Origin of the sequence: Propioniciclava sp. (genome assembly GCF_036744435.1) — a bacterium.
Taxonomy (GTDB): domain Bacteria; phylum Actinomycetota; class Actinomycetes; order Propionibacteriales; family Propionibacteriaceae; genus Propioniciclava.
This window is the reverse complement of sequence record NZ_DAIOIA010000036.1, coordinates 1-25,674: the sequence shown is the minus strand read 5'-3', so window position 1 is coordinate 25,674 and position 25,674 is coordinate 1. Positions and strand designations below refer to the sequence as shown.

General features: G+C 68.8%; 26 protein-coding genes and 2 tRNA genes. 22 read left to right on the top strand and 6 right to left on the bottom strand.

Annotated features, from left to right (window positions below; translation table 11 throughout):
- Position 1: 1 nt before the first annotated feature.
- Positions 2-77 (bottom strand) — tRNA-Pro (locus V7E09_RS06655).
- 68 nt (positions 78-145) lie between these two features.
- Here V7E09_RS06655 and V7E09_RS06650 point away from each other — a divergent pair.
- From V7E09_RS06650 to clpX, 6 genes are all read left to right on the top strand, one after another.
- A complete protein-coding gene (locus V7E09_RS06650) occupies positions 146-409 on the top strand; it encodes a hypothetical protein (RefSeq protein ID WP_324509451.1) in 264 nt (87 codons plus the stop codon).
- A gap of 63 nt (positions 410-472) precedes the next feature.
- Positions 473-543: transfer RNA gene (locus V7E09_RS06645), tRNA-Gly, on the top strand.
- Positions 544-583: 40 nt separating this feature from the next.
- Entirely contained in the window at positions 584-2,113 is a 1,530-nt protein-coding gene (tig, locus tag V7E09_RS06640) for a trigger factor (RefSeq protein WP_324509452.1), read from the top strand.
- Between the two features lie 175 nt (positions 2,114-2,288).
- Positions 2,289-2,858 (top strand): ATP-dependent Clp protease proteolytic subunit, encoded by a 570-nt coding sequence (locus tag V7E09_RS06635; RefSeq protein ID WP_324509559.1) that lies wholly within the window; start codon positions 2,289-2,291, stop codon positions 2,856-2,858.
- A gap of 8 nt (positions 2,859-2,866) precedes the next feature.
- Positions 2,867-3,514, top strand: coding sequence for an ATP-dependent Clp protease proteolytic subunit (locus V7E09_RS06630; RefSeq protein WP_284690559.1), 648 nt, complete (start codon positions 2,867-2,869; stop codon positions 3,512-3,514).
- A 35-nt stretch (positions 3,515-3,549) separates the two neighbouring features.
- Positions 3,550-4,833, top strand: a complete 1,284-nt coding sequence (gene clpX, locus V7E09_RS06625; RefSeq protein WP_324523181.1) for an ATP-dependent Clp protease ATP-binding subunit ClpX — start codon at positions 3,550-3,552, stop codon at positions 4,831-4,833.
- 79 nt (positions 4,834-4,912) lie between these two features.
- On the opposite strand, the gene V7E09_RS06620 is transcribed toward clpX, so the two are convergent.
- From V7E09_RS06620 to V7E09_RS06605, 4 genes are all read right to left on the bottom strand, one after another.
- Positions 4,913-5,401, bottom strand: coding sequence for a septum formation family protein (locus V7E09_RS06620; protein ID WP_324509454.1), 489 nt, complete (start codon positions 5,399-5,401; stop codon positions 4,913-4,915).
- Positions 5,398-7,995, bottom strand: coding sequence for a valine--tRNA ligase (gene valS / locus V7E09_RS06615; protein ID WP_324523180.1), 2,598 nt, complete (start codon positions 7,993-7,995; stop codon positions 5,398-5,400). The genes V7E09_RS06620 and valS overlap by 4 nt, the downstream gene beginning before the upstream one ends.
- A gap of 134 nt (positions 7,996-8,129) precedes the next feature.
- A complete protein-coding gene (locus tag V7E09_RS06610; protein WP_324509456.1) occupies positions 8,130-8,915 on the bottom strand; it encodes a DsbA family protein in 786 nt (261 codons plus the stop codon).
- Positions 8,916-9,488 (bottom strand): MauE/DoxX family redox-associated membrane protein, encoded by a 573-nt coding sequence (locus V7E09_RS06605; protein WP_324509457.1) that lies wholly within the window; start codon positions 9,486-9,488, stop codon positions 8,916-8,918.
- An 81-nt stretch (positions 9,489-9,569) separates the two neighbouring features.
- Between V7E09_RS06605 and V7E09_RS06600 the strand changes: the two genes are divergently transcribed.
- The 16 genes from V7E09_RS06600 to V7E09_RS06525 all read left to right on the top strand — a co-directional run bounded on the left by V7E09_RS06600 (position 9,570) and on the right by V7E09_RS06525 (position 25,331).
- Complete coding sequence (locus V7E09_RS06600) at positions 9,570-10,946, top strand: bifunctional folylpolyglutamate synthase/dihydrofolate synthase (protein WP_324509458.1); 1,377 nt, start codon at positions 9,570-9,572, stop codon at positions 10,944-10,946.
- A gap of 23 nt (positions 10,947-10,969) precedes the next feature.
- Positions 10,970-11,290: a DUF4233 domain-containing protein gene (locus V7E09_RS06595; protein WP_324509459.1), complete on the top strand. Its 321-nt coding sequence runs from the start codon at positions 10,970-10,972 to the stop codon at positions 11,288-11,290.
- Between the two features lie 10 nt (positions 11,291-11,300).
- A complete protein-coding gene (gene ndk / locus V7E09_RS06590) occupies positions 11,301-11,711 on the top strand; it encodes a nucleoside-diphosphate kinase (RefSeq protein WP_324509460.1) in 411 nt (136 codons plus the stop codon).
- Positions 11,712-11,721: 10 nt separating this feature from the next.
- Positions 11,722-12,795: a CPBP family intramembrane glutamic endopeptidase gene (locus V7E09_RS06585; RefSeq protein WP_324509461.1), complete on the top strand. Its 1,074-nt coding sequence runs from the start codon at positions 11,722-11,724 to the stop codon at positions 12,793-12,795.
- A gap of 45 nt (positions 12,796-12,840) precedes the next feature.
- On the top strand, positions 12,841-15,777 hold the full coding sequence (locus tag V7E09_RS06580; RefSeq protein ID WP_324509462.1) for a Na+/H+ antiporter subunit A: 2,937 nt from the start codon (positions 12,841-12,843) through the stop codon (positions 15,775-15,777).
- Positions 15,774-16,202 (top strand): Na(+)/H(+) antiporter subunit C, encoded by a 429-nt coding sequence (locus tag V7E09_RS06575; RefSeq protein WP_324509463.1) that lies wholly within the window; start codon positions 15,774-15,776, stop codon positions 16,200-16,202. The genes V7E09_RS06580 and V7E09_RS06575 overlap by 4 nt, the downstream gene beginning before the upstream one ends.
- A complete protein-coding gene (locus V7E09_RS06570) occupies positions 16,199-17,737 on the top strand; it encodes a Na+/H+ antiporter subunit D (RefSeq protein ID WP_324523179.1) in 1,539 nt (512 codons plus the stop codon). Before V7E09_RS06575 ends, V7E09_RS06570 begins: the two co-directional genes overlap by 4 nt.
- Positions 17,734-18,351: a Na+/H+ antiporter subunit E gene (locus V7E09_RS06565; protein ID WP_324509465.1), complete on the top strand. Its 618-nt coding sequence runs from the start codon at positions 17,734-17,736 to the stop codon at positions 18,349-18,351. The genes V7E09_RS06570 and V7E09_RS06565 overlap by 4 nt, the downstream gene beginning before the upstream one ends.
- The gene (locus V7E09_RS06560) at positions 18,348-18,743 is read left to right on the top strand and encodes a monovalent cation/H+ antiporter complex subunit F (protein ID WP_324509466.1); all 396 of its coding nucleotides are present in this window, start codon (positions 18,348-18,350) and stop codon (positions 18,741-18,743) included. Before V7E09_RS06565 ends, V7E09_RS06560 begins: the two co-directional genes overlap by 4 nt.
- A complete protein-coding gene (mnhG, locus tag V7E09_RS06555) occupies positions 18,736-19,137 on the top strand; it encodes a monovalent cation/H(+) antiporter subunit G (protein ID WP_324509467.1) in 402 nt (133 codons plus the stop codon). Before V7E09_RS06560 ends, mnhG begins: the two co-directional genes overlap by 8 nt.
- Before the next feature lie 31 nt (positions 19,138-19,168).
- On the top strand, positions 19,169-21,115 hold the full coding sequence (locus V7E09_RS06550; RefSeq protein WP_324509468.1) for a TIGR03960 family B12-binding radical SAM protein: 1,947 nt from the start codon (positions 19,169-19,171) through the stop codon (positions 21,113-21,115).
- Positions 21,116-21,135: 20 nt separating this feature from the next.
- Positions 21,136-22,002, top strand: a complete 867-nt coding sequence (locus V7E09_RS06545) for a PPK2 family polyphosphate kinase (RefSeq protein WP_324509469.1) — start codon at positions 21,136-21,138, stop codon at positions 22,000-22,002.
- 390 nt (positions 22,003-22,392) lie between these two features.
- Entirely contained in the window at positions 22,393-22,878 is a 486-nt protein-coding gene (locus V7E09_RS06540; RefSeq protein WP_324523178.1) for a hypothetical protein, read from the top strand.
- 1 nt (position 22,879) lies between these two features.
- Positions 22,880-23,530: a hypothetical protein gene (locus tag V7E09_RS06535; RefSeq protein ID WP_324509471.1), complete on the top strand. Its 651-nt coding sequence runs from the start codon at positions 22,880-22,882 to the stop codon at positions 23,528-23,530.
- A gap of 5 nt (positions 23,531-23,535) precedes the next feature.
- Positions 23,536-24,657 carry a hypothetical protein gene (locus tag V7E09_RS06530; RefSeq protein ID WP_324523177.1) on the top strand — a complete coding sequence of 374 codons (1,122 nt, stop codon included), beginning with the start codon at positions 23,536-23,538 and terminating at the stop codon, positions 24,655-24,657.
- Positions 24,630-25,331, top strand: coding sequence for an A24 family peptidase (locus tag V7E09_RS06525; protein WP_324523176.1), 702 nt, complete (start codon positions 24,630-24,632; stop codon positions 25,329-25,331). The genes V7E09_RS06530 and V7E09_RS06525 overlap by 28 nt, the downstream gene beginning before the upstream one ends.
- 5 nt (positions 25,332-25,336) lie before the next feature.
- On the opposite strand, the gene V7E09_RS06520 is transcribed toward V7E09_RS06525, so the two are convergent.
- Positions 25,337-25,674, bottom strand: a 338-nt coding sequence (locus V7E09_RS06520; protein WP_324523175.1) for a hypothetical protein, incomplete at its 5' end; no start/stop codon positions are given.

Below are 25,674 nucleotides of genomic sequence, written 5' to 3'. Positions count from 1 at the left end.
ATGGTCGGGGCGACAGGACTCGAACCTGCGGTCTCCTGCTCCCAAAGCAGGCGCGCTAGCCACTACGCTACGCCCCGTAACGGGGTGATTCTACGGGTGCGAGGCCTCCTGGGGCCAACTGGCCCGGCGGACGAGGAGGCGAGACGTGGGGGAGCGGGTGCGGGTCGGACTGGATCCCCAGGGTGTCGAGGCGGTGCGAATCCGGTTGTGGCTGCTTCAACTGGGGGCTGAACCGGTCGACGCTGAGGATGCGACCGCGTCTGGTGTGCCGGTGGTGCCGCAACGACGGGGCATCCAGCGCGGCGAGGTCGCCGCGTTCGTGCACGGTCTGCGGGGAGTTGCGACCAGCAGGAGCGATCGGTTCGACGACCACGGCTCGGCGGAGAACTGGCCTCGCGGCAGTTTCTAGGCTCGAACGTCGCTGCGAGTTCCGTGTGTCCCAAGGGGCCCTGCTACGCTGGATCGGCGTTGCGCGGATGTAGCTCAATGGTAGAGCCCCAGTCTTCCAAACTGGCTACGCGGGTTCGATTCCCGTCATCCGCTCCGAGGTTCGACCAGACCATCGATCAACAGGAGTAACCCAGTGCCCAGCACCGTCGAGAAGCTCGGCCCCACCCGGGCCAGGCTGACCATCGAAATCCCCTTCGCAGACCTGAAGCCGCACCTGGACAAGGCCTACGCCGACATCGCCGGTCAGGTGAACATCCCTGGGTTCCGCAAGGGCAAGGTGCCGGCCGCCATCATCGATCAGCGCTTTGGGCGCGGCACCGTCCTGCAGGAGGCCATCAACGCGGCCCTGCCGGACGCCTACTCCGCCGCCGTCGCCGCCAGCGAAGTCGTGCCGCTGGGTCAGCCCGAGATCGAGGTCACCAAGCTGGAGGACGGCGACGTCGTCGAGTTCACCGCCGAACTGGACGTCCGCCCCGACTTCGACCTGCCCGCGTTCGCCGACCTGGTCGGCGAGGTCGCGCCGGTCTCCGAAGATCAGACCGAGGTCGAGCAGCGCATCGAGCTCATGCGCCAGCGCTTCGCCACCCGCGAGGACAAGGACGGCGCCGCTGAGGACGGCGATGTCGTCACGATCGACCTGGAGGCCACCCAGGACGGCAAGCCCGTGCTCGAGGGTTCCGCTTCCGGCCTGGCCTACAAGGTCGGCTCCGGCGGCATGATCGAGGGCCTCGACGCCGCAGTCACCGGTCTGAAGGCCGGCGACAAGGCCGACTTCACCGCCGAACTGCTGGGCGGGCCCGCCCAGGGCGAGAACGCCGACGTCACCGTGACGGTGGAGAAGGTGCAGACCGAGACGCTGCCCGCCGTCGACGACGAGTTCGCGCAGATGATCTCCGAGTTCGACACCGTCGAGGAGATGCGCGCCGACCTGGCCGACGCCGTCGCCCGCATGGCTCGCGTCGATCAGCTCAATGCCGCCCGGGACGCTGTGGTCGCCGACCTGGTCTCCAAGACCGAGTTCGACCTGCCCGAGGCCATGCTGAACGCCGAGATCGAGGGCCGCAAGCAGCAGATCACCGAGCAGTTAACGCGCGCGGGCTACTCGGTCGAGGACTACCTCGCCGAGTCCGAGGACGAGACCGCCGCCACGGCCGAAGAGTTCTGGGCCCAGGTTGCCGAGAACGCCGAGACCTCCTTGAAGGCGCAGATCATTCTCGATCGCTTGGCCGACGAGCAAGAGGTCGGCGTCGAGCAGGCCGAGCTCACCGAGATGCTGTTCCGTCGCGCGCAGCAGTCCGGCTCCTCCCCGGAGCAGGAGATGCAGCACATGATCGAGCACAACCACGCCCCCGAGTGGATGGCGGAGATCCGCCGCGGCAAGGTGCTCGGCTCGATCGTCGCCGAGGCGACCGTGACCGACACCGACGGCAACGTCGTCGACGTCACCTCGATCCGTCCCGACGGGACCCTCGCCGAGTCTGAGGCCGAGGCGCAGGAGCCCGCCGCCGACGAGGTCGAGAAGCCCAAGAAGGCTTCGGCGAAGAAGGACGCCGCCGCGAAGTCCGCGGACAAGGATGCCGACGCCCCGGCCAAGAAGCCGGCCGCGAAGAAGGCCTCCGCGAAGAAGGCGACCCCGGCCAAGGACGCCGACGCCGCGGAGTGATCCGACCCGTTCCAACACGACGCCCCGGCCACCAGGCCGGGGCGTTGTGGCGTCTCCGCCGTCAGCGAACAGTGGCGCGGAACGCTCCGAAATGTCTCCAACTACGGGTAGTTTCGGGGACGTGAACGAGAAACTTCCTGGCCTGCAGGCCGCGGTCGGTGCCGGCGGTGTCGGCATGAGCGACTCCGTGTACCAGGCCCTCCTGGCCAACCGCATCGTCTTCCTCGGGTCGGAGGTTCGCGACGACAACGCGAACGCGATCTGCGCGCAGCTGCTGCTGCTCAACGCGGAGGATCCGCACAAGGACATCTACCTCTACATCAACTCCCCGGGTGGCTCGGTGACCGCCGGCATGGCGATCTTCGACACCATGCAGTGGATCAGCAACGACGTCGCCACGGTGGCGATGGGGCTGGCCGCATCCATGGGGCAGTTCCTGCTCAGCGCGGGCACCAAGGGCAAGCGCTACGCGCTGCCGCACACCCGGATCATGATGCACCAGCCCTCCGGCGGGCTGGGCGGCACCGCGTCCGACATCAAGATCCTCGCCGAGCAGATCCTGGCCACCAAGAAGGAGATGGCCGAACTGATCGCCGAGCACACCGGCCGCTCCGTCGATCAGATCGAGGCCGACTCCGACCGCGACCGCTGGTTCACCGCGGCTCAGGCGCTCGAATACGGGTTCATCGACCACGTGTACGAGAACGCCGCCCAGATCACCAGCGACAACGCTCCGAACCAGTGAGGACTCCCATGGACTTCAACGCGATGCCCGGCGGGGTCGCCCCGCGCGGCGCCTCGATGGACTACTACATCCCGCAGTGGGAGGAGCGCACCAGCTACGGCGTCCGGCGCGTCGATCCCTACACCAAGCTGTTCGAGGACCGGATCATCTTCCTCGGCACCCCGATCAGCGACGACATCGCCAACGCGGTGATGGCGCAGCTGCTGTGCCTGCAGTCGATGGATCCCGAGCGGCCCATCAGCATGTACATCAACTCGCCCGGGGGTTCCTTCACCGCGCTCACGGCGATCTACGACACGATCCAGTACATCAAGCCCGACGTGTCGACGGTGTGCCTGGGACAGGCCGCTTCCGCCGCGGCCGTGCTGCTGGCTTCTGGCACCAAGGGCAAGCGGTTCGCGCTGCCCAACAGCCGGATCCTGATCCACCAGCCGGCCACCGAGGGCGGTTACGGACAGGGCTCCGACCTGGAGATCCAGGCCCGTGAGATCCTGCGGATCCGGTCGCTGATGGAGCACATGCTGGCCAAGGACACCGGCCAGGACGTGGAGCGGATCAGCCGCGACATCGAGCGCGACAAGTTCCTGACCGCCGAAGAGGCCAAGGAGTACGGCATCATCGACGAGATCTTCACCTCGCTCAAAGACGTCGCCTGAGGTTTCAACGTCGGTGATCACAGAAGGGGAGTGGCATGGCTCGCATCGGTGAGACCTCCGACCTGCTCAAGTGCTCGTTCTGCGGAAAGAGCCAAAAGCAGGTGAAGAAGCTCATCGCTGGTCCGGGTGTCTACATCTGCGACGAGTGCATCGAGTTGTGCAACGAGATCATCGAGGAGGAGTTCTCTGAGGGGACCGATGTCGGCCTCTTGGAGGACCTTCCCAAGCCTCGTGACATCGTCTCCCACCTCGACCAGTACGTCATCGGACAGGAGACCGCCAAGAAGGCCCTCGCGGTCGCGGTCTACAACCATTACAAGCGGGTGCAGGCGCAGGCCAACAGCCCCCGCCGGGCGGCCGAGGACGAACTGGTCGAGCTGGGCAAGTCCAACATCTTGCTGATCGGGCCCACCGGCTGCGGCAAGACGTACCTGGCCCAGACGATGGCGCGGATGCTGAACGTGCCCTTCGCGATGGCCGACGCCACTGCCCTGACCGAGGCCGGGTACGTCGGTGAGGACGTCGAAAACATCCTCCTCAAGCTGCTGCAGGCCGCCGACTTCGACGTGAAGAAGGCCGAGACGGGCATCATCTACATCGACGAGATCGACAAGGTGGCCCGCAAGTCGGAGAACCCGTCCATCACCCGCGACGTGTCCGGCGAGGGCGTCCAGCAGGCGCTGCTGAAGATCCTGGAGGGCACGACCGCGTCGGTGCCGCCCCAGGGCGGACGCAAGCACCCGCACCAGGAGTTCATCCAGATCGACACGACGAACATCCTGTTCATCGTGGGCGGGGCGTTCGCCGGTCTGGAGGACATCATCAACTCCCGGGTCGGGAAACGTCCGCTGGGCTTCAACAACGACATGGGTCTGCGGCGGGCCAACGACCGCAACCCGTTCGAGGAGGTCCGCCCCGAGGATCTGCACCTGTTCGGGCTGATCCCCGAGTTCATCGGGCGCCTGCCCATGATCTCCACGGTCAAGCCGCTCGACCTGAACGCCATGGTGCGGATCCTCGTCCAGCCGCGCAACGCGCTCACCAAGCAGTTCCGCAAACTGTTCGAGCTGGACGGCGTCGACCTGGACTTCACCGACGACGCGATCACCGCGATCGCGGAACTGGCGCTGGAGCGGGGGATCGGAGCCCGGGGGCTGCGGTCCATCCTGGAGGAGATCCTGCTCAACGTGATGTACCACGTGCCCTCCGACGACACCATCGGGCAGGTGGTGGTCACCGCGGAGACGGTACGCCAGGGGGCCGAGCCCCGGATTCTGCCGCGGGCACCCCGCAGCACGCGCCGATCCCGATCGGCCTGACCGACAGCAGGCGTCGCCGACACGAACGAACCCGCCCGATCCACAGGATCGAGGCGGGTTCGCTCGTCAGCTGCCGCGCCTAGCGCTGCGTGCCCTTCAACGAGCCGACGACGTCGTTGCTCGAGGAGCCCACCAGGCAGGTGAGGGTGCGATCGTTCAGCGACGTCCACGTGTCCTGCGTCGGATACAGGTACTGCAACTCCATCTCGGAGGAGTCGTAGTCCACGCCGAGGAACGTCTCGAACTCGCCCGAGCAGAAGTCACCCGCCTCATCCTGGACGGCCGTCTCGCCCGGATAGCTGGCATCGAGCGGATACTCCTTCTCGGCATAGGCCTCCCAGCCGTGCGGCTGAGCGCAGTCCGTCTTCGGGATCGAGCTCACCTGGCTGCCCGACTCGGTCTCAGGAATCTCCAAGTTGGTGCACTCGCCCAAGGCGATGGTGGGCAGCATCGCCTTGCCCGCCTCCTGCTTGACCTGCTCGACGCGTTGGAGGGCGTCGTTAGCGGAGCAACCGCTGAGAAGGAGGGCGGCGGCCAGGGCGAGGCCGGCCGTGCGGACAGTGATCATGCATTCTCCTGAGATGACGTGACGACGGCCTGAACCGTCAGCTGAACTCCACCAGGGACCCAGTCGGGTGCCGAGGCGATCCGGCCCACGGCGCGGAGGTCGTCCTCCACGGCGCGCAGCCGGTCGATCTGATCGGCGGGACCCTCCACAGCGACCGAGGCCAACGGGGTCTTCATCGACACCTTGGCGGCGGACTTGGCGCCGCGCAGGCCAATCAGCACCGCGGAGACGTCCTCCAGCAGCGCCGGATCGCCGCCGACGGGCAGCTCGGACGGCAGCGGCCAGGCGGCGTGATGCACCGAGCCGGCGCGCCACCACGACCACACCTCCTCGGTGACGAACGGCATGAACGGTGCGAACAACCGCAACTGGACATCCAGGGCGAGGGCCAGGGCTGCCCGCGCCGAGGCGGCCGCAGCTTCGCCTTGTGCTCCGTAGGCCCGCTCCTTGACCAGTTCGAGGTAGTCGTCGCAGAACGTCCAGAAGAACTTCTCGGCGGCCTCCAGCGCAGAGGTGTAGTCGAAGGACTCGAAGGCTGCGGTCGCCCGGTCGACGACCTGCGCGAGTCCCGCCAGCATCGCCAGATCGACGGGCTGATCGATCTGCGTCGTCTGCGGAGCCTCACTGCTTTCGGCCGCGATCGAGAGCACGAACTTCGACGCGTTGAGGATCTTCATCGCCAGGCGGCGTCCGACCTTCATCTGCGTCTCGTCGAAGGGGGAGTCCAGGCCCGGACGCGCCATCGCGGCCCGCCAACGCACGGCGTCCGCCCCGAACTTGTCGAGGATCTCCGTCGGAACGACCACGTTGCCCTTGGACTTGGACATCTTCTTGCGATCGGGATCCACCACGAACCCGGAGATCGCGGCGCGTCGCCACGGCAGGGAGTGGTTCTCCAACTGGGCGCGCACCACCCGGCTGAACAGCCAGGTGCGGATGATGTCGTGCGCCTGGGGAGCCAGATCCATGGGGAAGGTCAGGTTCCACAGGGCCGCGTCGCGCTCCCAGCCGCACGCCAACTGCGGGGTGAGGGAGGACGTCGCCCAGGTGTCCATCACGTCGGGATCGCCCACGAAGCCGCCCGGGACGCCGCGCTGAGACTCCTCGAACCCCGGGGCGGCCTGCGAAGCCGGGTCCACCGGCAGGGCCGAGGCGTCCGCGACGATCGGATGGGCGTGATCCGGCTGGCCTTCGGCATCCAGGGGGTACCAGACCGGGAACGGGACGCCGAAGAACCGCTGTCGGCTGATCAACCAGTCGCCGTTGAGGCCGTCGACCCAGTTGGTGTAGCGGTGCCGCATGTAGTCGGGCACCCACTCGAGCTCTTCGCCGCGGGCCAGCAGCGTGGTGCGCAGGCCGGCGTCGCGACCGCCGTTGCTGAGGTACCACTGCCGCGTGGAGACGATCTCGAGAGGCTTGTCGCCCTTCTCGTAGAAGTTCGCCATCCGCTGAGTGGGGCGCGGGTCGCCGTCCAGGTCCCCAGAGGCACGCAGAAGGCCCACCATCGCCTCGCGGGCACTGAAGGTGGTTTTGTTGGCCAGTTGTGCGTACGGCTCGGGATTCACCAGCCACGCCGGGGCATCAGCCTGCAGCCGGCCGTTGCGCTGCAGCACTACGCGGGTGGGCAGGCGCAACTCGCGCCACCACACGACGTCGGTCAGATCACCGAACGTGCAGCACATCGCGATCCCGGCACCCTTGTCCTTCTCGGCGGCCGGGTGGGCCAGCACCGGGATCTCGACGCCGAACACCGGCGAGGTGACGGTGGTGCCGAACAGGTGCGCGTACCGCTCGTCGTCGGGGTGCGCGATCAGCGCGCAGACGCTCGGCAGCAATTCAGGCCGGGTGGTCTCGATGAAGACCGGGCCGTCGGTGCTGTGGAAGGCGACGCGGTAGTAGTTGCCCGGGTACTCGCGGGCCTCCAGCTCGGCCTGCGCGACGGCGGTCTGGAAGGTCACGTCCCACATCGTGGGGGCCTCGGACATGTAGGCCTCGCCGCGCTCAAGGTTGCGCAGGAACGCCAGCTGAGCGACCCGCTGAGCCTCATCGGAGATCGTCGTGTAGAGCGCGCTCCAGTCGACCGACAGGCCCAGACGCCGCCACAGGTCCTCGAAGACCTGCTCGTCGACCTGGGTGAGTTCCTGGCACAGCTCGATGAAGTTGCGACGGCTGATGGCCACCTGGCGCTTGGGGTCCGGCTTGGCGGGCGGGGTGAAATCGGGGTCGTAGGGCATCGCCGGGTCGCACCGGACGCCGTAGTAGTTCTGCACGCGGCGCTCGGTGGGCAGCCCGTTGTCGTCCCACCCCATCGGGTAGAAGACCTGCTTGCCCTGCATCCGCTGATAGCGCGCGATCAGATCGGTGTGGGTGTAGCTGAACACGTGCCCCACGTGCAGGGATCCGGACACGGTGGGCGGCGGGGTGTCGATGCTGAACACCTGATCGCGGCGCTCGGGCCGCCGGAACGTGTAGGTGCCGGCGTCGCGCCACGTGCCTGCCCAGCGTCCCTCCAGCCCCTCCAACGCGGGCCGCTCCGGTACGGACCACGCGGTGGTGGTCGTTGCGGGCAGGTCAGCAGAAGGTGTCGAGCACATGGGCCCGATATTAGGCCGCGGGCGGGGACCCCGTCACTTCGCGTCCGAGGATGCCGGGAGGGCAGCGGGCGGTGGCCAGACATGCCGCGGCCGCCGCAGCGGATCGCTGCGGCGGCCGTCGTGCAGGCTGGGGATCAGACCGAGGCCAGGATCAGTTCCTTGAGCCCGGCGACCGAGGTCACATTGCTGTAGTTGACGTCCTTGCCGTTGACCCGCAGCGTCGGGGTGCCGGTCACCCCGTCGGTGTAGGCGCCCTTGTCGACCGTGGTGACGAAGTCCTGGGTGGCGCGACCGTCGTAGCAGGCCTGGAAGGTGGTGAGCTGGTCGCTGGTGAAGCCGAGCTTCGTCGGAATCGTCACGCGCAGGAGCTCGTCGCTGTACCCGACCGAGCCGCGGACCTCCTGGGTCTCCTGGTTGTTGTAGATCTCCAGGTGGTACTCGGCGTAGTGATCCACGGTCGCGGCGCAGGAGGCGGCGAGGGCGGCGCGGGTCGACGCGGTGTTGTTCAGGTTGGAGTCCATGAACGTCATGGTCTTGTTCTGCAGCGTCCAGGTGCCCGCCTGGGCCTCCTGGTCGAGCATCTGCCCGAAGTTGTTCTCGAAGATGCGGCAGTTGGGGCACTGGTAGTCGAGGTACAGCGTCACCGTGGGCGTCCCCGCGGCGCCCTGGGCCACCACCAAGGCGTTGCCGTCGGCGTTCGCGTTCGGGGGCACGATTTGCGCGGCGAGCGCCGTGTTGGTGGGGGTGGACTCCGCCTTGTTCTGCTGCGAGGTCACGATGACGTAGGCGAACACGCCGATCAGGACCAGGGCGAGGACGCCCGCGATCACGCCGATGATCCGCGTGGTGCGCTGCTGCTTGGCGGCCGCGGCTTGCTGCCGCCGCAACTGCTCGCGGCGATTCGTGGCGTTGCTGGACATCTAGGACTCCTTGGTACCGAGGGACACGGGGTCGAGCGATGCGTCCTCATCGGACGCGTCGGCGTGGGAGACGCCGAAAATCCAGTTATCGACGGAGAAGGCCGTCCGGGGGAAGATCGCGAGCCACACGCCGCAGGCCATCAAGCCGATGTCGCGAGCGATGTCCCACGGGTAGGCCGCGAACGCCTCCTCCTGTGAGATCACGCCACCGCCGCCGAAGCAGCCACAGTCGAGGGTCAGCCCCCGCGACCAGGCGCTGATGATGGCGATGGTGAAGGCGAGCATGAGGAGGGCGCCGAGGATGCCGGTCAGCCGGGTGAACACACCGGCCATGATCAACAGCCCCAGCAGGATCTCGGCGAAGGGCAGGATCGTGCCCACCACGCTGGTCAGTTCATAGGGCAGGATCCGGAAGGCACGGACCGCGAGGATCGACTCGCCGATCGCACCCACCTTCAACGCTCCGGCGACGAAGATGACGCCGCCCAGGATCAGGCGGGCGGCCAACCCCACCCACGCCGTCCAGGGACGACCTGCCCAGGCGTGACGAACCGGGGGTTGCGCAGCGGTCATGCGGACAGAATACAAGGCGTTCAAGTCTTCAACTGCGCTCCCGTGTGCGCCGGAGGCCGCCACGGCTAGGCTGGGGCGATCATGACCACGCATGCCGAGATCGTCGCTTCGCTCCAGGCCCGCTGGCCCGAACACCGTGTCGCGCCCAGTCTGTCCCGCATCGCAGCCCTGACAGAACTGCTGGGCGACCCGCAGCGCGCCTACCCCGTGATCCAGATCACCGGGACCAACGGCAAGGGCAGCACCGCCATCATGATCGAATCGCTGCTGCTGGCCCTGGGCTTGCGCGTCGGGCGGATCAGTTCACCGCATCTGAGCGACGTCACCGAACGGATCAGCATCGACGGCGAGCCGATCGCCTTCGACGCGTTCGACTCGCTGGTCGCCGATGTCGCACCCCTGGTGGCGCTCGTGGACGAACAACGCCTCGACGGCGTCCCCATGACCTTCTTCGAGGTCATGGTCGGGCTGGCCTATGAGGCATTCGCCCAGGCGCCCGTCGACGTCGCGGTGGTCGAGGTCGGCCTCGGGGGCACCTGGGACGCCACGAACGTCGCCGACGCGCAGGTGGCCGTGGTAGCCCCCGTCGACCTGGACCACACGCACCTGCTGGGTGACACGGTGGCGGAGATCGCGGCGGAGAAGGCCGGGATCATCAAGGAGGGGGCGGTCGCGGTCATGGCCGAGCAGCGCCCTGATGCCGCCCACGTCCTCGCCGACCGGTGCCGCGACGTCGGCGCGCGGATGGTCCGGGAGGGAGTCGAGTTCGGGCTGATCGGCCGGGTGCCGGCCGTCGGCGGGCAGGTGCTGCGTCTCGAGACAGCGTCCGGGCCCACCGACGAGGTGCTGCTCCCGGCCTTCGGCGAGCATATGGCCCACAACGCGGCGCTCGCGGTGGCGGCGGTGGAGGCGTTCCTGGGTGGCACGGCCATCCCGCCCGACGTCCTGGCTGAGGGGCTCGGCGCAGTGCGTCTGCCCGCCCGTCTGGAGGTGGTCCGCTCCGGGCCCACCCTGGTGCTGGACACCGCCCACAACGTGCACGGCGTGCGTGCGACGATGGCGGGACTCGATGAGGCCTTCGATTTCCAACCGCTCGTCGCCGTGGTCGGCATGATGCGAGACAAGGATGTGGAGGGGGTGCTGAGCATCCTCGAGGAGACCGTCACGACGATCGTGTGCACCCAGGTCGCCTCCACCGACCGAGGGCTTCCGGCCGCCGAGCTGGGGGACCTCGCCGCCGACGTGTTCGGGGAGGAACGGGTCCAGGTTCGCGCCGCTCTTCCCGACGCGCTCGAGTTGGCCGTCACGCTCGCCGACGACGCTGGGCCGGGGGCCGGCATCCTGGTGGTGGGCTCGGTGATCCTGGCGGGGGAGGCCCGCACGCTCCTGGTGCGGCCGGACGCCGACCCGTTCTCATCGCACGGCGGCGGGGACGACGACGTGGCGGGGGAACAGTGATGATGCTGCGGGCGGGGAACCCGATGACCAAGACGGTCTCGTTGACTCTCATCTTCGAAGTGGTGGTGTGCGTCCTGGCCATCCCCGGCATGATTCAGGTCAGCGGTGTCCCGGTGGGGGTAGCCCTCGGGGTCGGTGGAACTGCGGCGCTGCTGCCGCTGCTCGCCGCCGCGACGCTACGCAGGCCGCTGGGGTGGGTGCTTGCCTGGGCGGCGCAAGTGGCGTGCATCGCGCTCGGCCTACTCACGCCCTGGATGTACGTCGTGGGTGGCGCGTTCGCGGCCCTTTTCGTCGTGGAAATCGTCCTGGGACGCCGGATCGAGGCAGGCCCAGCCTCCCGCTAGGGTGACCGGCATGACGCAACGCACCCTCGTCCTGCTCAAGCCGGACGCCGTCGCCCGCGGGCTGGTCGGGAGCATCCTCGCTCGATACGAGGCCAAAGGGTTGTCCCTGGTGGCGCTGGATCTGCGCACCATCGACGGCGAACTGGCCGATCGGCACTATGCCGAACATCTCAACCAGCCGTTCTACCCAGGGCTGCGCGCCTTCATCACCTCGGGGCCACTGCTGGCTGCCGTGATCGAAGGGGAGTCGGCGATCGCCGCCGTACGCGCCCTGAACGGTGCCACCGATGGCATCCAGGCCGCCCCCGGGACCATCCGAGGCGATCTGAGCACCTCCGGGTCGCGCAATCTGGTCCACGCGTCCGACTCGGCCGAGTCCGCGGCGCGTGAGATCGCGCTCTGGTTCCCCCACCTGCCGTAGGAGGCCTGGCATGACGTACGGCTCAGCACAGCCCGACGACTCGGCGTCCGGCCCGTTCCAGCCGCCGGTACCGGCGCCCGACGTGACGGCCTGGGTCGCTCACCTGCCGGCATATCTACGTCCGGCCTTGCCGCTGGAGGAGCGCGACTACTTCGCCTTCTGGCGTGCGCCTCGGTACCGGTGGTGGAAGTCGCTGCTGGCCATCCTCCTGGCCTGCGTGGTGTTCATGCTGCTCAGCGGGATGTTCGGAGCCATCGGGATGCTGATCGACGGAACGAGCCTCCTTGCCGTGTCGCTGGACAACCTCGAGGTCGGCCCCGGGTTCTTCATCGCCAACAACCTGAGCCTTGCGGCCTGCATTCCCGTGGCGATGTTCACCGCCTGGGCATGTGTGCAACAGCCGCCCCGCTGGCTCAGCTCAGTGACCGGTGGCGTCCGCTGGCGCTGGCTGTTCCTCGTCATCGCGGCGATCCTCCCGCTATGGATCCTGCTGATCGGCATCGGCATCCTCGTCGCCCCGCCGGAAGGGGTCGGCATCTGGCCGCACACCCTCGCCATGATCCTGGGCATCCTGTTGACGACCCCGTTGCAGGCGGCGGGGGAGGAATACCTCGTGCGTGGCCTGCTCGGCCGCTCGGTGGCCGCCTGGCTGCCGAACCCGAGGGTGGGCTTCGTCCTCTCCACGGTCGTGACCGTGCTCGTGTTCATGTCCCTGCACGGCGCCGACGACCCTTGGCTGAACGCCTACTACATGGTGTTCGGGTTGGTCGGAAGCTGGCTGACTTGGCGCACCGGCGGTCTGGAGGCGGCGGTCGCGATCCACGTCGTCAACAACATGCTTACCGAGGTCACGTTGCCGTTCGTGGACATGTCGGGGATGTTCAACCGTACCGAGGGCACCGGCGACGCGAGCATTCTGATCAACGTGGGCGTGCTCGCGGTGGCGGCGGTCATCGTCGAGATCCTTGCCCGACGCAAGGGGATCGTCGTCCGCAGTGCGCCGGGGCGCGCCGAGCTCGACGCCACCCTGGTGGCGGCCCCGGCATACGGACCGCCGCCGGGGCAACCCCCTCGCGCTTGGTAGAGTGAGGTGACCCTGTAAGCCACGACCCCGGGAAGGGGCAACCGCGTGCTGATCGGCCTCATCGCTCTTCACTTCTTGGTGGGAGCGATGGCGGCCGTGTGGTCCCGCTGGCTGGGCCGCAACGCCTTCTTGGCGGTGGCAATCGTCCCCCTGCTCGGCTTCGTGCTGCTGCTCGCCGAGTCCGGCCCGATCCTCAGCGGAGCGGCCTACGTCGAGACGATGCCCTGGATCCCGGCCCTGGGGGTCTCCCTGACCTTTCGTGTAGGCCTCCTGCAATGGCTGCTGGGTCTGCTGGTCACCGGCATCGGCGTGATCGTGCTGGTGTACTGCCGCTGGTACTTCTCCCGGCCGCCGGCCCGCACGCTGGGGCTGCTGGTTGCCTTCGCCGGGGCGATGCTCGGACTCGTCGCCTCCGACGACCTGGTCGTTCTCTACGTGTTCTGGGAGCTGACCACCGTCTTCTCGTACCTGATGATCGGCCACGACTCGTCGCGCCGGGCCAACCGAGCGGCGGCGACGACGGCGCTGATCGTCACGACCACGGGTGGCCTCGCGATGCTGGTCGGCATCGTCACCTTCGGCGTCCTGGGGGGCAGCTTCAGCCTGAGCGCGATCCTGGCGACCCCGCCACAGGGCCTCGCCGCCACGGCCGCAGCCCTGTTGATGCTGGCCGGGGCCCTGAGCAAGTCCGCGCTGGCCCCCTTCCACTTCTGGCTGCCCGGGGCCATGGCGGCGCCGACTCCCGTCTCGGCCTACCTGCACGCCGCGACGATGGTGAAGGCGGGCGTTTATTTGGTGGCCGCCATGGCGCCCGCGTTCGCGTCCGTTCCGCTGTGGCGACCCGTCATCGCCATTCTCGGTGCGGCCACCATGATCCTCGGCGGCTGGCGGGCCCTGCGCCAAGACGACCTCAAGCTCCTCCTCGCCTACGGCACCGTGAGCCAGCTCGGCTTCATCATGCTGCTGGTCGGCCTCGGCACCCAGGCTGCGGCGCAGGCAGGCCTGGCGATGCTGCTGGCCCACGCGCTGTTCAAGGCGACGCTCTTCCTCAGCGTCGGCGTCATCGACCACTCCACGGGCACCCGTGACATCACCAGGCTGTCGGGCCTGGCCTCCCGGATGCCGGTGGTCGCCGTGATCGCGGGCCTGGCCGCCGCGTCGATGGCCGGCCTGCCGCCGCTGTTCGGCTTCCTGGCCAAAGAGGCGGCGCTCGACGCCCTGGTGAGACTCACCGGTGCCGGCGGAGACGGAACCGGGTTCCTCCCCGCCGCCGCTGTGCTCCTCGTCGTCGCCGTCGTGGTCGGTTCCATGCTGACCGCCGCGTACTCCCTCCGGTTCTGGTGGGGAGCCTTCGGGAGTCGTCGCCGCGTCGAGCCGACGCCACTCAAGCACACCCCCGCCGCAGGCTTCCTCGCCGGGCCGGCCCTCCTTGGCCTCGCCTGCCTCGCCATGGGCTTCCTGGGAGCGCCCCTCACCGACGTGCTCAGCTCGTACGTGACCAGCGTCCACACTGGTGAGCATCCGCATTCCCTCGCTTTATGGCACGGGTTCACCGCCCCACTGGGGCTGTCCGCGCTCGCGCTGGCAGGCGGCGCGGTGCTGTTCTGGCAACGTGATGGGGTCGCCCGCGTCCAGGGCACCTTCCCGCACATGCCAGCCGCCAACGACTTCTACCGCACCACCATGCGCCTGCTGGATGCCGTGGCCGTCGAGGTCACCGCGCGCGTCCAGCGCGGCTCGCTGGCCTCGTCGATCGGCATGATCCTCAGCGTCTTCATCGTCCTGGTGGGGGGAACGCTGGTCCTGATGCCGGTGTGGCCGGTCGTCCCGGTGGCCTACGACAACCTCGCCCAGGTGGCCGTCGCCGTCGTGACCTGCGCCGCCGCGATCAGCCTGGTCACGGTCCGCGGGCGCATCCGCGCCATCTTGACGGTCGGGGTCACCGGGTTCGGCACCGCCCTGCTGTTCCTGCTCCATGGGGCCCCGGACCTGGCCCTCACCCAGGTGCTGATCGAGACGGCCAGCCTGCTGGTCTTCCTGATGGTGATGCGCACGCTGCCCAAGTACTTCACCGACCGACCGCTGCACAGCTCGCGCTGGTGGCGCATGCTGCTGGCCATCGGCGTCGGCGTCACCGTCACGGCCTCCATTCTGGTGAGCGCCGGCTCGCGCGTGGCAGAGCCCGCGTCGGCTGGGCTGGAGACCGCCGCCTACGAGTTCGGCTACGGCAAGAACATCGTCAACGTGATCCTCGTCGACACCCGGGCCTGGGACACCCTCGGGGAGATCTCCGTCCTGGTCATCGCTGCCACCGGCGTCGCGAGCCTCATCTTCTTGCGCTCGCGCGTCCCCGGCCGTCGTCCCACGCGGGCCACGGCCACGAACCAAGGCAAGGGCGCCTGGCTCCGCGCCAGCCAAAGCCTGCACCCTGCCGCGCGCTCGCTCATCTTCGAAGTCGTGACCCGGCTGCTGTTCAGCGTGATGATCCTGGTGTCCATCTACCTGCTCATCGCCGGACACAACCTCCCCGGCGGCGGATTCGCCGGAGGCCTGGTCGCCGGGCTGGCGCTGATGGTGCGCTACCTGGCGGCAGGCGCGAAGGAACTCGACGAAGCCGCCCCCGTGGACGCGGGGCGCGTGCTGGGCCTGGGTCTGTTCATCGGGGCCGGCAGTTCCATGCTGCCCTGGGCCTTCGGCGGACGGATCTTCCAAAGCTACGACGTCCACGTCACCATCCCTGCGCTCACCGCGGTCGAGACGCCCTGGGGAGCGGTCAACCTGTTCGGCGACCTGCACCTCGTGAGCTCCACCGTGTTCGACATCGGGGTCTACCTCGTCGTTCTCGGCATGATGCTCGACCTGGTGCGAAGCCTGGGGGCCGGCATCGACCAGCAGGCCGAAGAGGAACGCACCCCCATGCCACGTCCCGAATCCACCACGGCGCTCCCCGCCACCGCCCGACGACCAGGAGGTGCCCGATGACCGGAAACGTCACCTTGGCCATCGTCGCGGGCGTCCTGATCGCGTCCGGCGTCTATCTGCTCACCGAGCGCTCCCTGACACGCATCCTGGTGGGGGTCCTCGTGATGAGCAACGGCGTCAACATCTTGTTCCTGGTCGCCTCCGGCTCGTCGGGGAATCCGCCGCTGATCGGGTTGTTCGCGCCCGAGGGGATGGCCGATCCGCTGCCGATGGCGATGGTGCTGACCGCGATCGTGATCACCATGGCTGTTTCGGCGTTCGTCGTCACGGTGGCCTACCGCAGCTTCCAGCTCAACGGGCACGACGAGGTCTCCGACGACATCGAGGACCGTCGCATCCGTGAGTTGGCCGAACGCGACGACGTGTCGGACTCGTTCGAGGACATCAGCTTCAGCGATACGGGTGAAGACCGGGTGAGCGAATGAACAACCTGCTCCCGGTTCCCGTCTTGTTGCCGATGCTCGGCGCTGCCCTCACCCTCATCCTCGGACGCCGGCCGCGCCTGCAACGGCTCGTCTCCATCCTCGTGCTCACCGGCGTGGTGGCGGTGGCCGCGACGCTGGCGCTGCAGGCCAATGCGCACGGGCCGCAGACGCTGTGGGTGGGCGCCTGGCCGCGCGGTTTCGGCATCGTGCTGGTGGCCGACCGGCTCTCGGGTCTCATGCTCACCGTCGCCGCGCTCGTGACGTTGGCGGTGCTGCTGTACTCCGCAGGGCAGGAGCAGGAGGAGGTCAAGAAGGAGACTCCCGTTTCCATCTTCCACCCCACCTTCCTGCTGATGTGCGCCGGGGTGTCGAACGCCTTCCTGGCCGGGGACCTGTTCAACCTGTTCGTGGGATTCGAGATCCTCCTGTTCGCGTCGTACGTCTTGCTGACCATGGGGGGGACCAGGTCACGCATCCGGGCGGGCTCCATCTACGTCGTGGTCAACCTGCTCAGTTCCAGCCTGTTCCTGATCGCGCTGGCCAACGTGTACGCAGCCGTCGGAACCGTGAACCTGGCCCAGATCGCACAGCGGATCCCCGCGCTGCCTGAGGCGACCCAGGCGCAACTCCAATTCATGTTGCTGGTGGTGTTCGCCATCAAGGCGGCCGTGTTCCCGCTGTCGGCCTGGCTGCCCGACTCCTACCCGACCGCCCCGGCCCCGGTGACGGCCGTGTTCGCGGGCTTGCTGACCAAGGTGGGCGTCTACGCCATCCTGCGGACGCAGACCCTGATCTTCCCGCACCGCCCCCTGACCGAACTGCTGCTGTGCGTCGCCGCCGCCACGATGATCGTCGGCATCCTGGGGGCCATCGCCCAGTCCGAGATCAAACGCATGCTGTCGTTCACGCTGGTGAGCCACATCGGCTACATGGTGATGGGCATCGCGCTCGCTACCGAAGCAGGGATCGCCGGAGCCATCTTCTACACCGCGCACCACATCACCATCCAGGCGACGCTGTTCCTCGTCGTCGGGCTGATCCAACGGGTCGGGGGCAGTAACTCCCTGGATCGGCTGTCGGGGCTTCTGATCACCTCCCCGCTGCTGGCGGTGCTGTTCATCATCCCCGGCATGAACCTGGCGGGTATCCCTCCCCTGTCCGGCTTCATCGGCAAACTCGGCCTGCTGGACGCCGGCGTCCAGGTGGGGACGCCCCTGGCGTTCGTCCTCGTGGGGACCAGCGTCCTCACGAGCCTGCTCACCCTCTACGCGATCGCGAAGGTGTGGAACCGGGCCTTCTGGGGCACCCCGGTGGCCTACACCAAGGCGGTCTCAGACGAGGAGGACGAACTGCCCATCAACCCGTCGGAGGGACCCATGCCACGGATCATGGTGGCCGCCACCTTTGGCCTGATCGGCCTCAGCGTCGCCTTGACCGTCTTCGCCGGCCCGCTGTACGAGTACACGACGCTGGCCGCTCGTGCCCTGCTGAACGCCGACTACGTGACCGCAGTGCTCGGGGAGGTGGCGCCATGAGCGAGGAGGCCCGCGCTGAGGCCGATGCGGGGCCCGTGACCCGGCGCAGGTCCCGCCGTCGGGTGCCGTTCCAGCCGCGTCAGATTCTCATGCTGGCCATCATCTGGCTGGTGCTGGTCGGCGAGGTCAACATCGTCAGCGTCGTGGGCGGGCTGCTGCTGGGATGGCTCATCATGCTGGTGTTTCCCCTGCCGCCGGTCGATCACTCGGGTCGCATCCACCCGTGGCGCCTCCTCGTCCTGGTCGTTCATCTCGTCCGCGACCTGGCCGTGTCGTCGGTGCGGTTGATGGGTTACGCGTTCGGCCGGAGTGTGCCGCATCCGGGCATCGTGCGGGTCCCGCTGCATTCCAATGCCGATCTGTACGAGGTCAACACCGCCGAGTTGGCGTCGGTGGTGCCGGGCACCATCGTCGTCGATGCCCGGCGCAAGCCGCGCCTGCTGTACCTGCACGTGTTCGACCTGCCTGATCCGTCCGAGCGCCAGGACACCATCGACGACACGTGGGCCCTGGAACGACGCGTCGTGGCGGCCTTCGGCACCGCCGAGGAACTCGCGGCCATGCAGCAGGTGCAGGCGCCGACCGCGGACGCGGCTCAGGAGGGGGACTCATGACACCGAGCCAGGTCATCGTCGCCATCGCTGCAGTGATCCTCCTGATCTCCGCACTGCTCGCGTTCATGCGGCTCGCCAAGGGGCCCACCGGTCTGGATCGCGGGATCGCCTCCGACGTCCTGATCGCGGTGCTGATCGCGTCGATCTGCGCCCACGCGGTGTGGTTCCGCACCTCGGTGGCGCTCATCATCATCTTGGTGCTGTCCCTGGTGGGCTTCACCACGGCCGTCGGGCTGGCACGTCTGATCACCGGTGCGACCGCCCGTGAGCGCAGCTTCCTCGAGGCTGAGGCCCGGGCCGCCTACCTGAACGATCCCGGTCCGCAGGCCACCACGGGCGACCCCGCCACCCCGGCGGGCGACGACACCCCGGAGAGGGGGGACGATGCTTAACGAGATCCTCGACGTGGTCGGGGCCCTGTTCCTGCTCGCCGGTTCGGTGTTCTGCCTGGCAGCGGCTCTGGGCGTGGTGAGGTTCCACGACGTGATGACCCGCTTGCATGCCGCCACCAAGCCCCAGGTATTCGGGCTGTTGCTGATCCTCACGGGGGTTGCGGTCACGCTGCGCACGTGGCACGTCGTGCTGCTGGCCCTGTTGACGATCGTGCTCCAGATCATGACGGCACCGGTGTCGGGTCACATGCTGGCCCGCACTGCCTACCGCACCGACCAGTGGGACGACGAACACGCCACCATCGACGAGCTGGGCGAGGACCTGGAGGCGGCCGGATTCCGCAATCGGGCCGACGACCCGGGGCAGGGGCACGCACGCGGGCCCCTGGGGTGAGCGGCGAGGCGTCGGTTAGCATGGGCGCCCTATGACTGCCGCATCACGCCCGCGCCACGCCTCGGTGTTCGACCGGCTGGAGCCACTGCTCGCCCGGGTCGCCAAACCCATCCAGTACGTGGGTGGGGAGGTCAACTCCGTCTCGAAGGCATGGGACGCCGCAGAGGTCCGCTGGGCGCTGATGTATCCCGACGCCTACGAGGTCGGCCAGCCCAACCAGGGCGTCGCGATCCTGTACGAGATCTTGAACGAGCGTGACTGGATCCTCGCGGAGCGGACCTACTCCGTGTGGCCCGACCTGGCGGCCCTCATGCGGCAGGAGGGGATCGGGCAGTTCACCCTCGATAACCACCGCCCGATCGTCGCCTTCGACGTCGTGGGCGTGAGCTTCTCCACAGAGCTGGGGTACACCAACATGCTGGGCGCCATCGATCTGGCCGGGATCGCCCTGCACGCGCGGGATCGCTGCGAGGACGAGCCCCTGGTGATCGCGGGTGGGCACGCAGCGTTCAATCCCGAGCCGATCGCCGACTTCATCGATGCGGCGATCATCGGCGACGGGGAGGAAGCGTCCCTGCAGGTCAGCGCGCTGATCCGCGGTTGGAAGGCGGAGGGGCGCCCTGGCGGTCGAGACGGCCTGCTGATGCGATTGGCGACGAGTGGAGTCGCCTACGTGCCGGGGTTCTACGAGGTGGAGTACCGGCCCGATGGGCGGATCGCGACCGTCACGCCGACCCGCCCCGGGGTGCCCGAGCGGGTCGCGAAGCACACGTTGATGGACCTCGACGCCTGGCCCTACCCGGTGGCCCCCATCGTGCCGATCGCGGAGACGGTCCACGAGCGGTATTCGGTGGAGATCTTCCGGGGCTGCACCCGCGGGTGCCGGTTCTGCCAGGCGGGCATGATCACCCGGCCCGTCCGGGAGCGGTCGATCGAGACGATCGGGGCGATGGTCGAGGCAGGTCTGCGGGCGACCGGGCTGGAAGAGGTGGGTCTGCTGTCGTTGTCCAGCGCCGATCACACCGAGATCGGCGACGTGACCCGCGAACTCGCCGACCGCTATGACGGCACCAACGTGTCGTTGTCGCTGCCCAGCACCCGCGTGGACGCCTTCAACATCGACCTCGCCAACGAGTTGTCGCGCAACGGGCGCCGCAGCGGGTTGACGTTCGCCCCCGAGGGTGGGTCGGAACGGATGCGCAAGGTGATCAACAAGATGGTCACCGAGGACGACCTGATCGCCACGGTCGCCGCGGCCTTCGGGAACGGCTGGCGTGCCGTGAAGCTCTATTTCATGTGCGGGCTCCCCACCGAGACCGATGAGGACGTCCTCGCGATCGCCGACATGGCCGCGCGCGTCATCGAGACCGGCCGGCAGGCCGCCGGGACGCGAGATATCCGGTGCACGGTGTCCATCGGCGGATTCGTGCCGAAGGCGCACACCCCCTTCCAGTGGGCGGCTCAGGCGTCGGCCGAGACGATCGACCACCGGCTGCACGCCCTCCGCGACAAGATCCGTGGGGACAAGAAGTTCGGTCGGGCGATCGGGATGAGATACCACGATGGTCGTCCGGGCATCATCGAGGGGCTGCTGTCCCGCGGTGATCGACGGGTCGGGGCCGTCATCGAGGCCTGCTGGGCGGCCGGCGGCATGTTCGACGGCTGGAGCGAGCACTTCGATTACGACCGCTGGGTCGCGGCCTGTGCCACCGCGCTGGCCGGGACGGGCGTCGACCTGGACTGGTACACGACCCGCGAGCGGACCCAGGACGAGGTCCTCCCCTGGGATCATCTCGATGCCGGGCTGGATCGGGACTGGCTGTGGGAGGACTGGGAGGACGCTCTCCAGGAGCGTCCCGTCGAGGACTGCCGTTGGACGCCCTGTTACGACTGTGGCGTCTGCCCTCAGCTCGGCACCGAGACCCAGATAGGTCCGACCGGGCGACACCTGCTTCCGATCACTCCCGTGAGCCGCTGACGTCGGGCAGGATGCCGGGCATGGCGAAGAACTATTGGAAGACCGATCCCCGCGACGAGCTGAAGGCGGGGTCCACCTTCGATGTGGCGGCGTTGGACCGTCGCGGGAAGCCGGGCTGGGACGGCACCCGCTCCCAGGGCGAGGCTTATATGGCGGCCCGCGGGCGGGAGCTCTCCGACCTGCAGGAGAAGCTGTTCGCGGAGGGGCGCAGCGGCGGTGAGCGATCGGTCCTGCTGGTGCTGCAGGGGCTCGACACGGCGGGTAAGGGCGGCATCGTCCGCCACGTGATGGGCATGGTCGACCCGCAGGGGGTCAAGCTGGCCAGCTTCGGGGTGCCCACGGCGGAGGAACGCGCTCACCACTATCTGTGGCGCATCGAGAAGCAGGTTCCCCCCGGCGGGCGGATCGGCGTCTTCGACCGCAGCCACTATGAGGACGTCCTCGTCGTGCGCGTCGACGAACTGGTGCCGCAGACCGAGTGGGAAGGGCGCTACGACGAGATCAACGCCTGGGAGGAGAAGTTGATCGCGTCGGGCACCACGATCGTGAAGGTGGCCCTCATGGTCTCCTACGACGAACAGGGCGCACGTCTGGCCGAACGCCTGGATCGCCCCGACAAGCACTGGAAGTTCAGCCCGAGCGACATCACCACGCGCAGCAAGTGGCCTGCCTATCAGCAGGCGTACGCGGACGTCTTCGCTCGCACCAGCACCGAGGCCGCCCCCTGGTACGTCGTGCCCGCCGATCGGAAGTGGTACGCCCGGCTGGCTGTCACCGAGATCCTCACCCGGACGCTGGAGTCGTTCGATCTGGGGTGGCCCGTCGCCACCTTCGACGTGGCCGACATGGTGGCCGCCTTGGCCCACACCAACCAGGCCAGCGTCTAGCGGCCCAGAGGAGGGCCCAATCTGGGACCATCCGGCCGGGCCCAGACCGGGCCCAGGCCTGGGCCCGCCGACCCTGGGAGTGGGCCCCGCGCGGGTGACATGATCGTGATCGCCAAGGAAACCTGCCCCAAGGAGACCCCCGAGGTGCTCATCAGGAGCTCGCCCTCCCGAGCGGACCGTCACCGTCCGCAGCGAGAGACCCCGGGTCCCCGGCCGGATCGCCACCCGCGGTCCGGCCGGGGAAAACGCACCACCCCTCGTGGGGGAGTGACCTTCCTCGCAGGCGTGCTCGGCTTGGCGCTTTTCGCCGGATGCTCCGCCGACCCGCGTGATCGGGCCGAAGGAAGCGGAATAGCCGCGGAACGCCGTGAAGGCATTACCCGCAGCGCGATGGTCTTGTCTCCGTTCGAGGAGGTCGGTACTGTGCTCGCCACCCGAAGGTCCGACTGGTGTGATGCCGGACGCCGAGACTCCCTCTGGGATCCCGGGCGCCTGCTGTGCAACGTGGAGCGCCGCCTTCTCATCGACCCCGCCGACGACGATCTGCCCGGCGCGGCCGCCGCGATGCGTGCGGCGCTGAGCGCCCGCGGGTGCGCAGGCGTTCCCCTCGACGATGCTCAACTGGCCCGCGACGTCGCCGCGGGCGGGGGAGGGGTGTTCAGCTCGAGCGGCTGCTTCGGGGTCACCGTGACGGTTCGCTGGTACTCCGATCCCGAAGCCGCGAGCCGGCTCAACGCTTCCAGGCCGTTCCCCGACACCGGGTTCTGGCTTCGCGAAGGTGGGTTCGATGACAGTGAGTTGGGCAGTGTCAGCGTCTCCAAGCCCTTCGTGTGGTGGGTGGATGCCGACTACACCTACGTGAACGAGCAGGTGTGAGATGACGGCGAGCAGCCACGCCGGAGGGCAAGGAAGGCGCTGGGGGGCCTCACCGTTCGGGGTCCGAGCCGCGCGCCGGCTCGCCGCCCTCGTCGCCCTCCTGCCGCTGCTCACCGCAGGCGGATGCTCGGCTACGGCCGACGCGAGCGCGCTGGCCACCCCCGAGCCGCAGGAGCAGTCGCTGCGGCACAGCCCGGTGCCGATCGGCCTGCGGCGCGTGACCGGGCCGGGGTTCGGCCTCGGCGTTCCCGGCTCCTACGAGGAATCCCTCGTGACCTACCCCGACGACGTCAGCGTGAGCCAATGGAGCCAGCCCCACCCCAACGGCCCGCTGGTGACTGCGATCACCGTCGTCCGGGAGGGGACCCCCAGCCTCGGCGTCGAGCAGCAGGGGGCTCAGCTCGAGCGCCAACTGCGCGAGGACGGCGCCCGCCCCACGCGTGAAGGGCTGACGTGGCCGGGCGCTCGCTCGGCGCAGATCCTCCGGTGGGTCGAGCAGTCAGGGGGGAGCACCGAACCACGCTTCGTGTCGCAGCTGATGATCGGCTCTGAGCGCGGAACCATCTACAGCGTCGTCGCCTTCGGCCCCGCCTCCGCTCTGGAGTCCGAAGGGCTGCCCCGGCTCATGTCGACGTTCACCCTCGAGGAGTGAAGCGCATGCGGGGTGACAGGGGGGCTGCCGCGCTGCAGGCCGTCGGCGTGATTCTCGTTGCCGTAGCGCTGATCGGCGCCCTCGTGGCAGCGGTCTCCGAGGGGCGCATCGCCGGCCGGGTCGCGTTTGCCGCCTGTTCGGTGACCGGCGCCGCCTGCCGTGAACCACAGCAGCTCACCGATCTGAACGACGCTGCCGGCTGCGCGGTACCGGCGTCCGCGCCCGCCGGGGCCACGCGGCTCGCCTACCAGGTCGACCTGGGGGACGGCGCCCTCGTGACGGTCGAGGAGTCGGCGGGGGGCGTCTTCACGGTGATCACCGCTGCGGGGTCCTCGATGGCCGGGGACGATCCCGTCGCGGGGACCTGGGCGCGCGCCGCGGCGGCCAGCCTCTACACGGCGGGCTCGGAAGCTGAACTCGGCACCATCCTGACGGGCCTGCGCAGGCAGCAGCGCCAGGAATCCTGGTTCGGGACCGGCGGTACCCCCGTCGCTGACGCCTGGGCCGCGGTGGGCGAGGGCCTCTTCACGACGTCCGGCGAACCCGCCGTGCCGGTTCCGAGCGGACGGTTCGCCGGTAGCGGTGCAGGCCTGGCGCCCTCGGCTCACGCCTACGAACTGGCCACGGCACTCGGGGACGGCGGCGGTGCGGTGAGCGTGGGGACGACGCAGTGGCAGGGCGGCGCGACCACCGAACTGCTCCACGGCGGGACGGCCACGGGGCCGCTCAGCATCGAGATCGATCGTGACGCGGGAGGTTACGTGACGGCCGCACGGACAACGGTGCCCGCCGGGTCGGGCACGGAGGTGGCGTCCCTGCCGGTCTCCTCCGCGGACAGCGTCGAGGCGATCGAGGATCTTCTGACCGGTTTGGGTGTCACCTCGCAGCGACGCTACGCCCACGTGGTGTCCCCGGCGAGCACCGGGACTCCGCTCCTTGCTTCCTTCTCCGCGGCGGCCACACGAGACGGTTACGTGTCGCGCGCCACGGGTGCCCGGGACGCCGACGCCGGAACCCCGATCCCCCTGGAGACCCTCGGGGCGAGGATGGCCCAGGCCCGCAAGGAGACGCCGGCCGCTCAGCACTGGGACGGGACAGCGTGGAACACCTGGCCGGGGTGCCGATGATGGGGGCTGGCCTGCTCGGCGGCGTGCTTCTCGGGCTCGGTGCGGCCCTCCTGCTCGTCGCCTGGCTGGGTCGTCGAACCTATCGGTACGACGACGAGGCCGAACTCCCCGTGCGTGACGCGCGCTGGCTCGCGGTGGTGCTTCCGGTGGTCCTCGGACTGATCGGGGCCGGCTGGTGGGCGAGCGCCCCCGGCGCTGCGCTGCTCCTGGCCGGATACTCGCTGGTGTTGGGGGCGTTGGCGGCTATCGACCTCGATGTGCACCGCTTGCCCGACGCGATCACCCTGCCCCTCATGGGCGTCACGCTGGCGGGCGTGGCCGCGGTGAGCCTGTCTCAAGGATCGGCGGAGGCGCTGCTCCGCGCTGTGGCCGCAGGTGCCGCGCTCGGCGGCTTCTACCTGGTCCAGGTCCTGGTCGGAGGTGCCCGCGGGATGGGGCTCGGGGACGCGAAGCTGGCCGTGAGCCTGGGCATGGTGCTGGGGCTGTTGTCGTGGGTCCATGTGTTCGCCGGAACGCTCGCGGCCTACCTGTTCGCTCTGGTGTGGGGGGTGTGCTTGATCGTGGCCCGCAAGGCCGATCGCCGCACAGAGATCGCCTTTGGGCCCCACATGGCCTTGGGTGCGGTGCTGGTGTTCGCCGCCCCCGGGGTGACCGGGCTGATGGGACTCCTGTGACCAGGTCAGCCGCGGCTGCCTCGGGCCCGTGGGTTGATCAACAGCCCGATCCCCAGGCATCCCACGCCCCCGATCACCACCGACAGGGGAACCGCCGAGATGGACGGCAGGGTAGGCAGCAGCCACACCTCGCGATTGGCCAGGTAGGCGCCGGAGCAGGTCACCTCCGCGCCGGGGCCCGAGGCGCCCACCACGACGACGGGCACCAGCGATGAACCGGCCTGGACCCGGGAACCGAGCTGGTCGGCGTCCGCTGGCTGCCGAAGTTGCTTGTCACGGCCCCCATTCCGGACAACGCAATCCAGCCTTTCGGGGGCGGGAATGCTCCCGTCGGGCAGGGGAG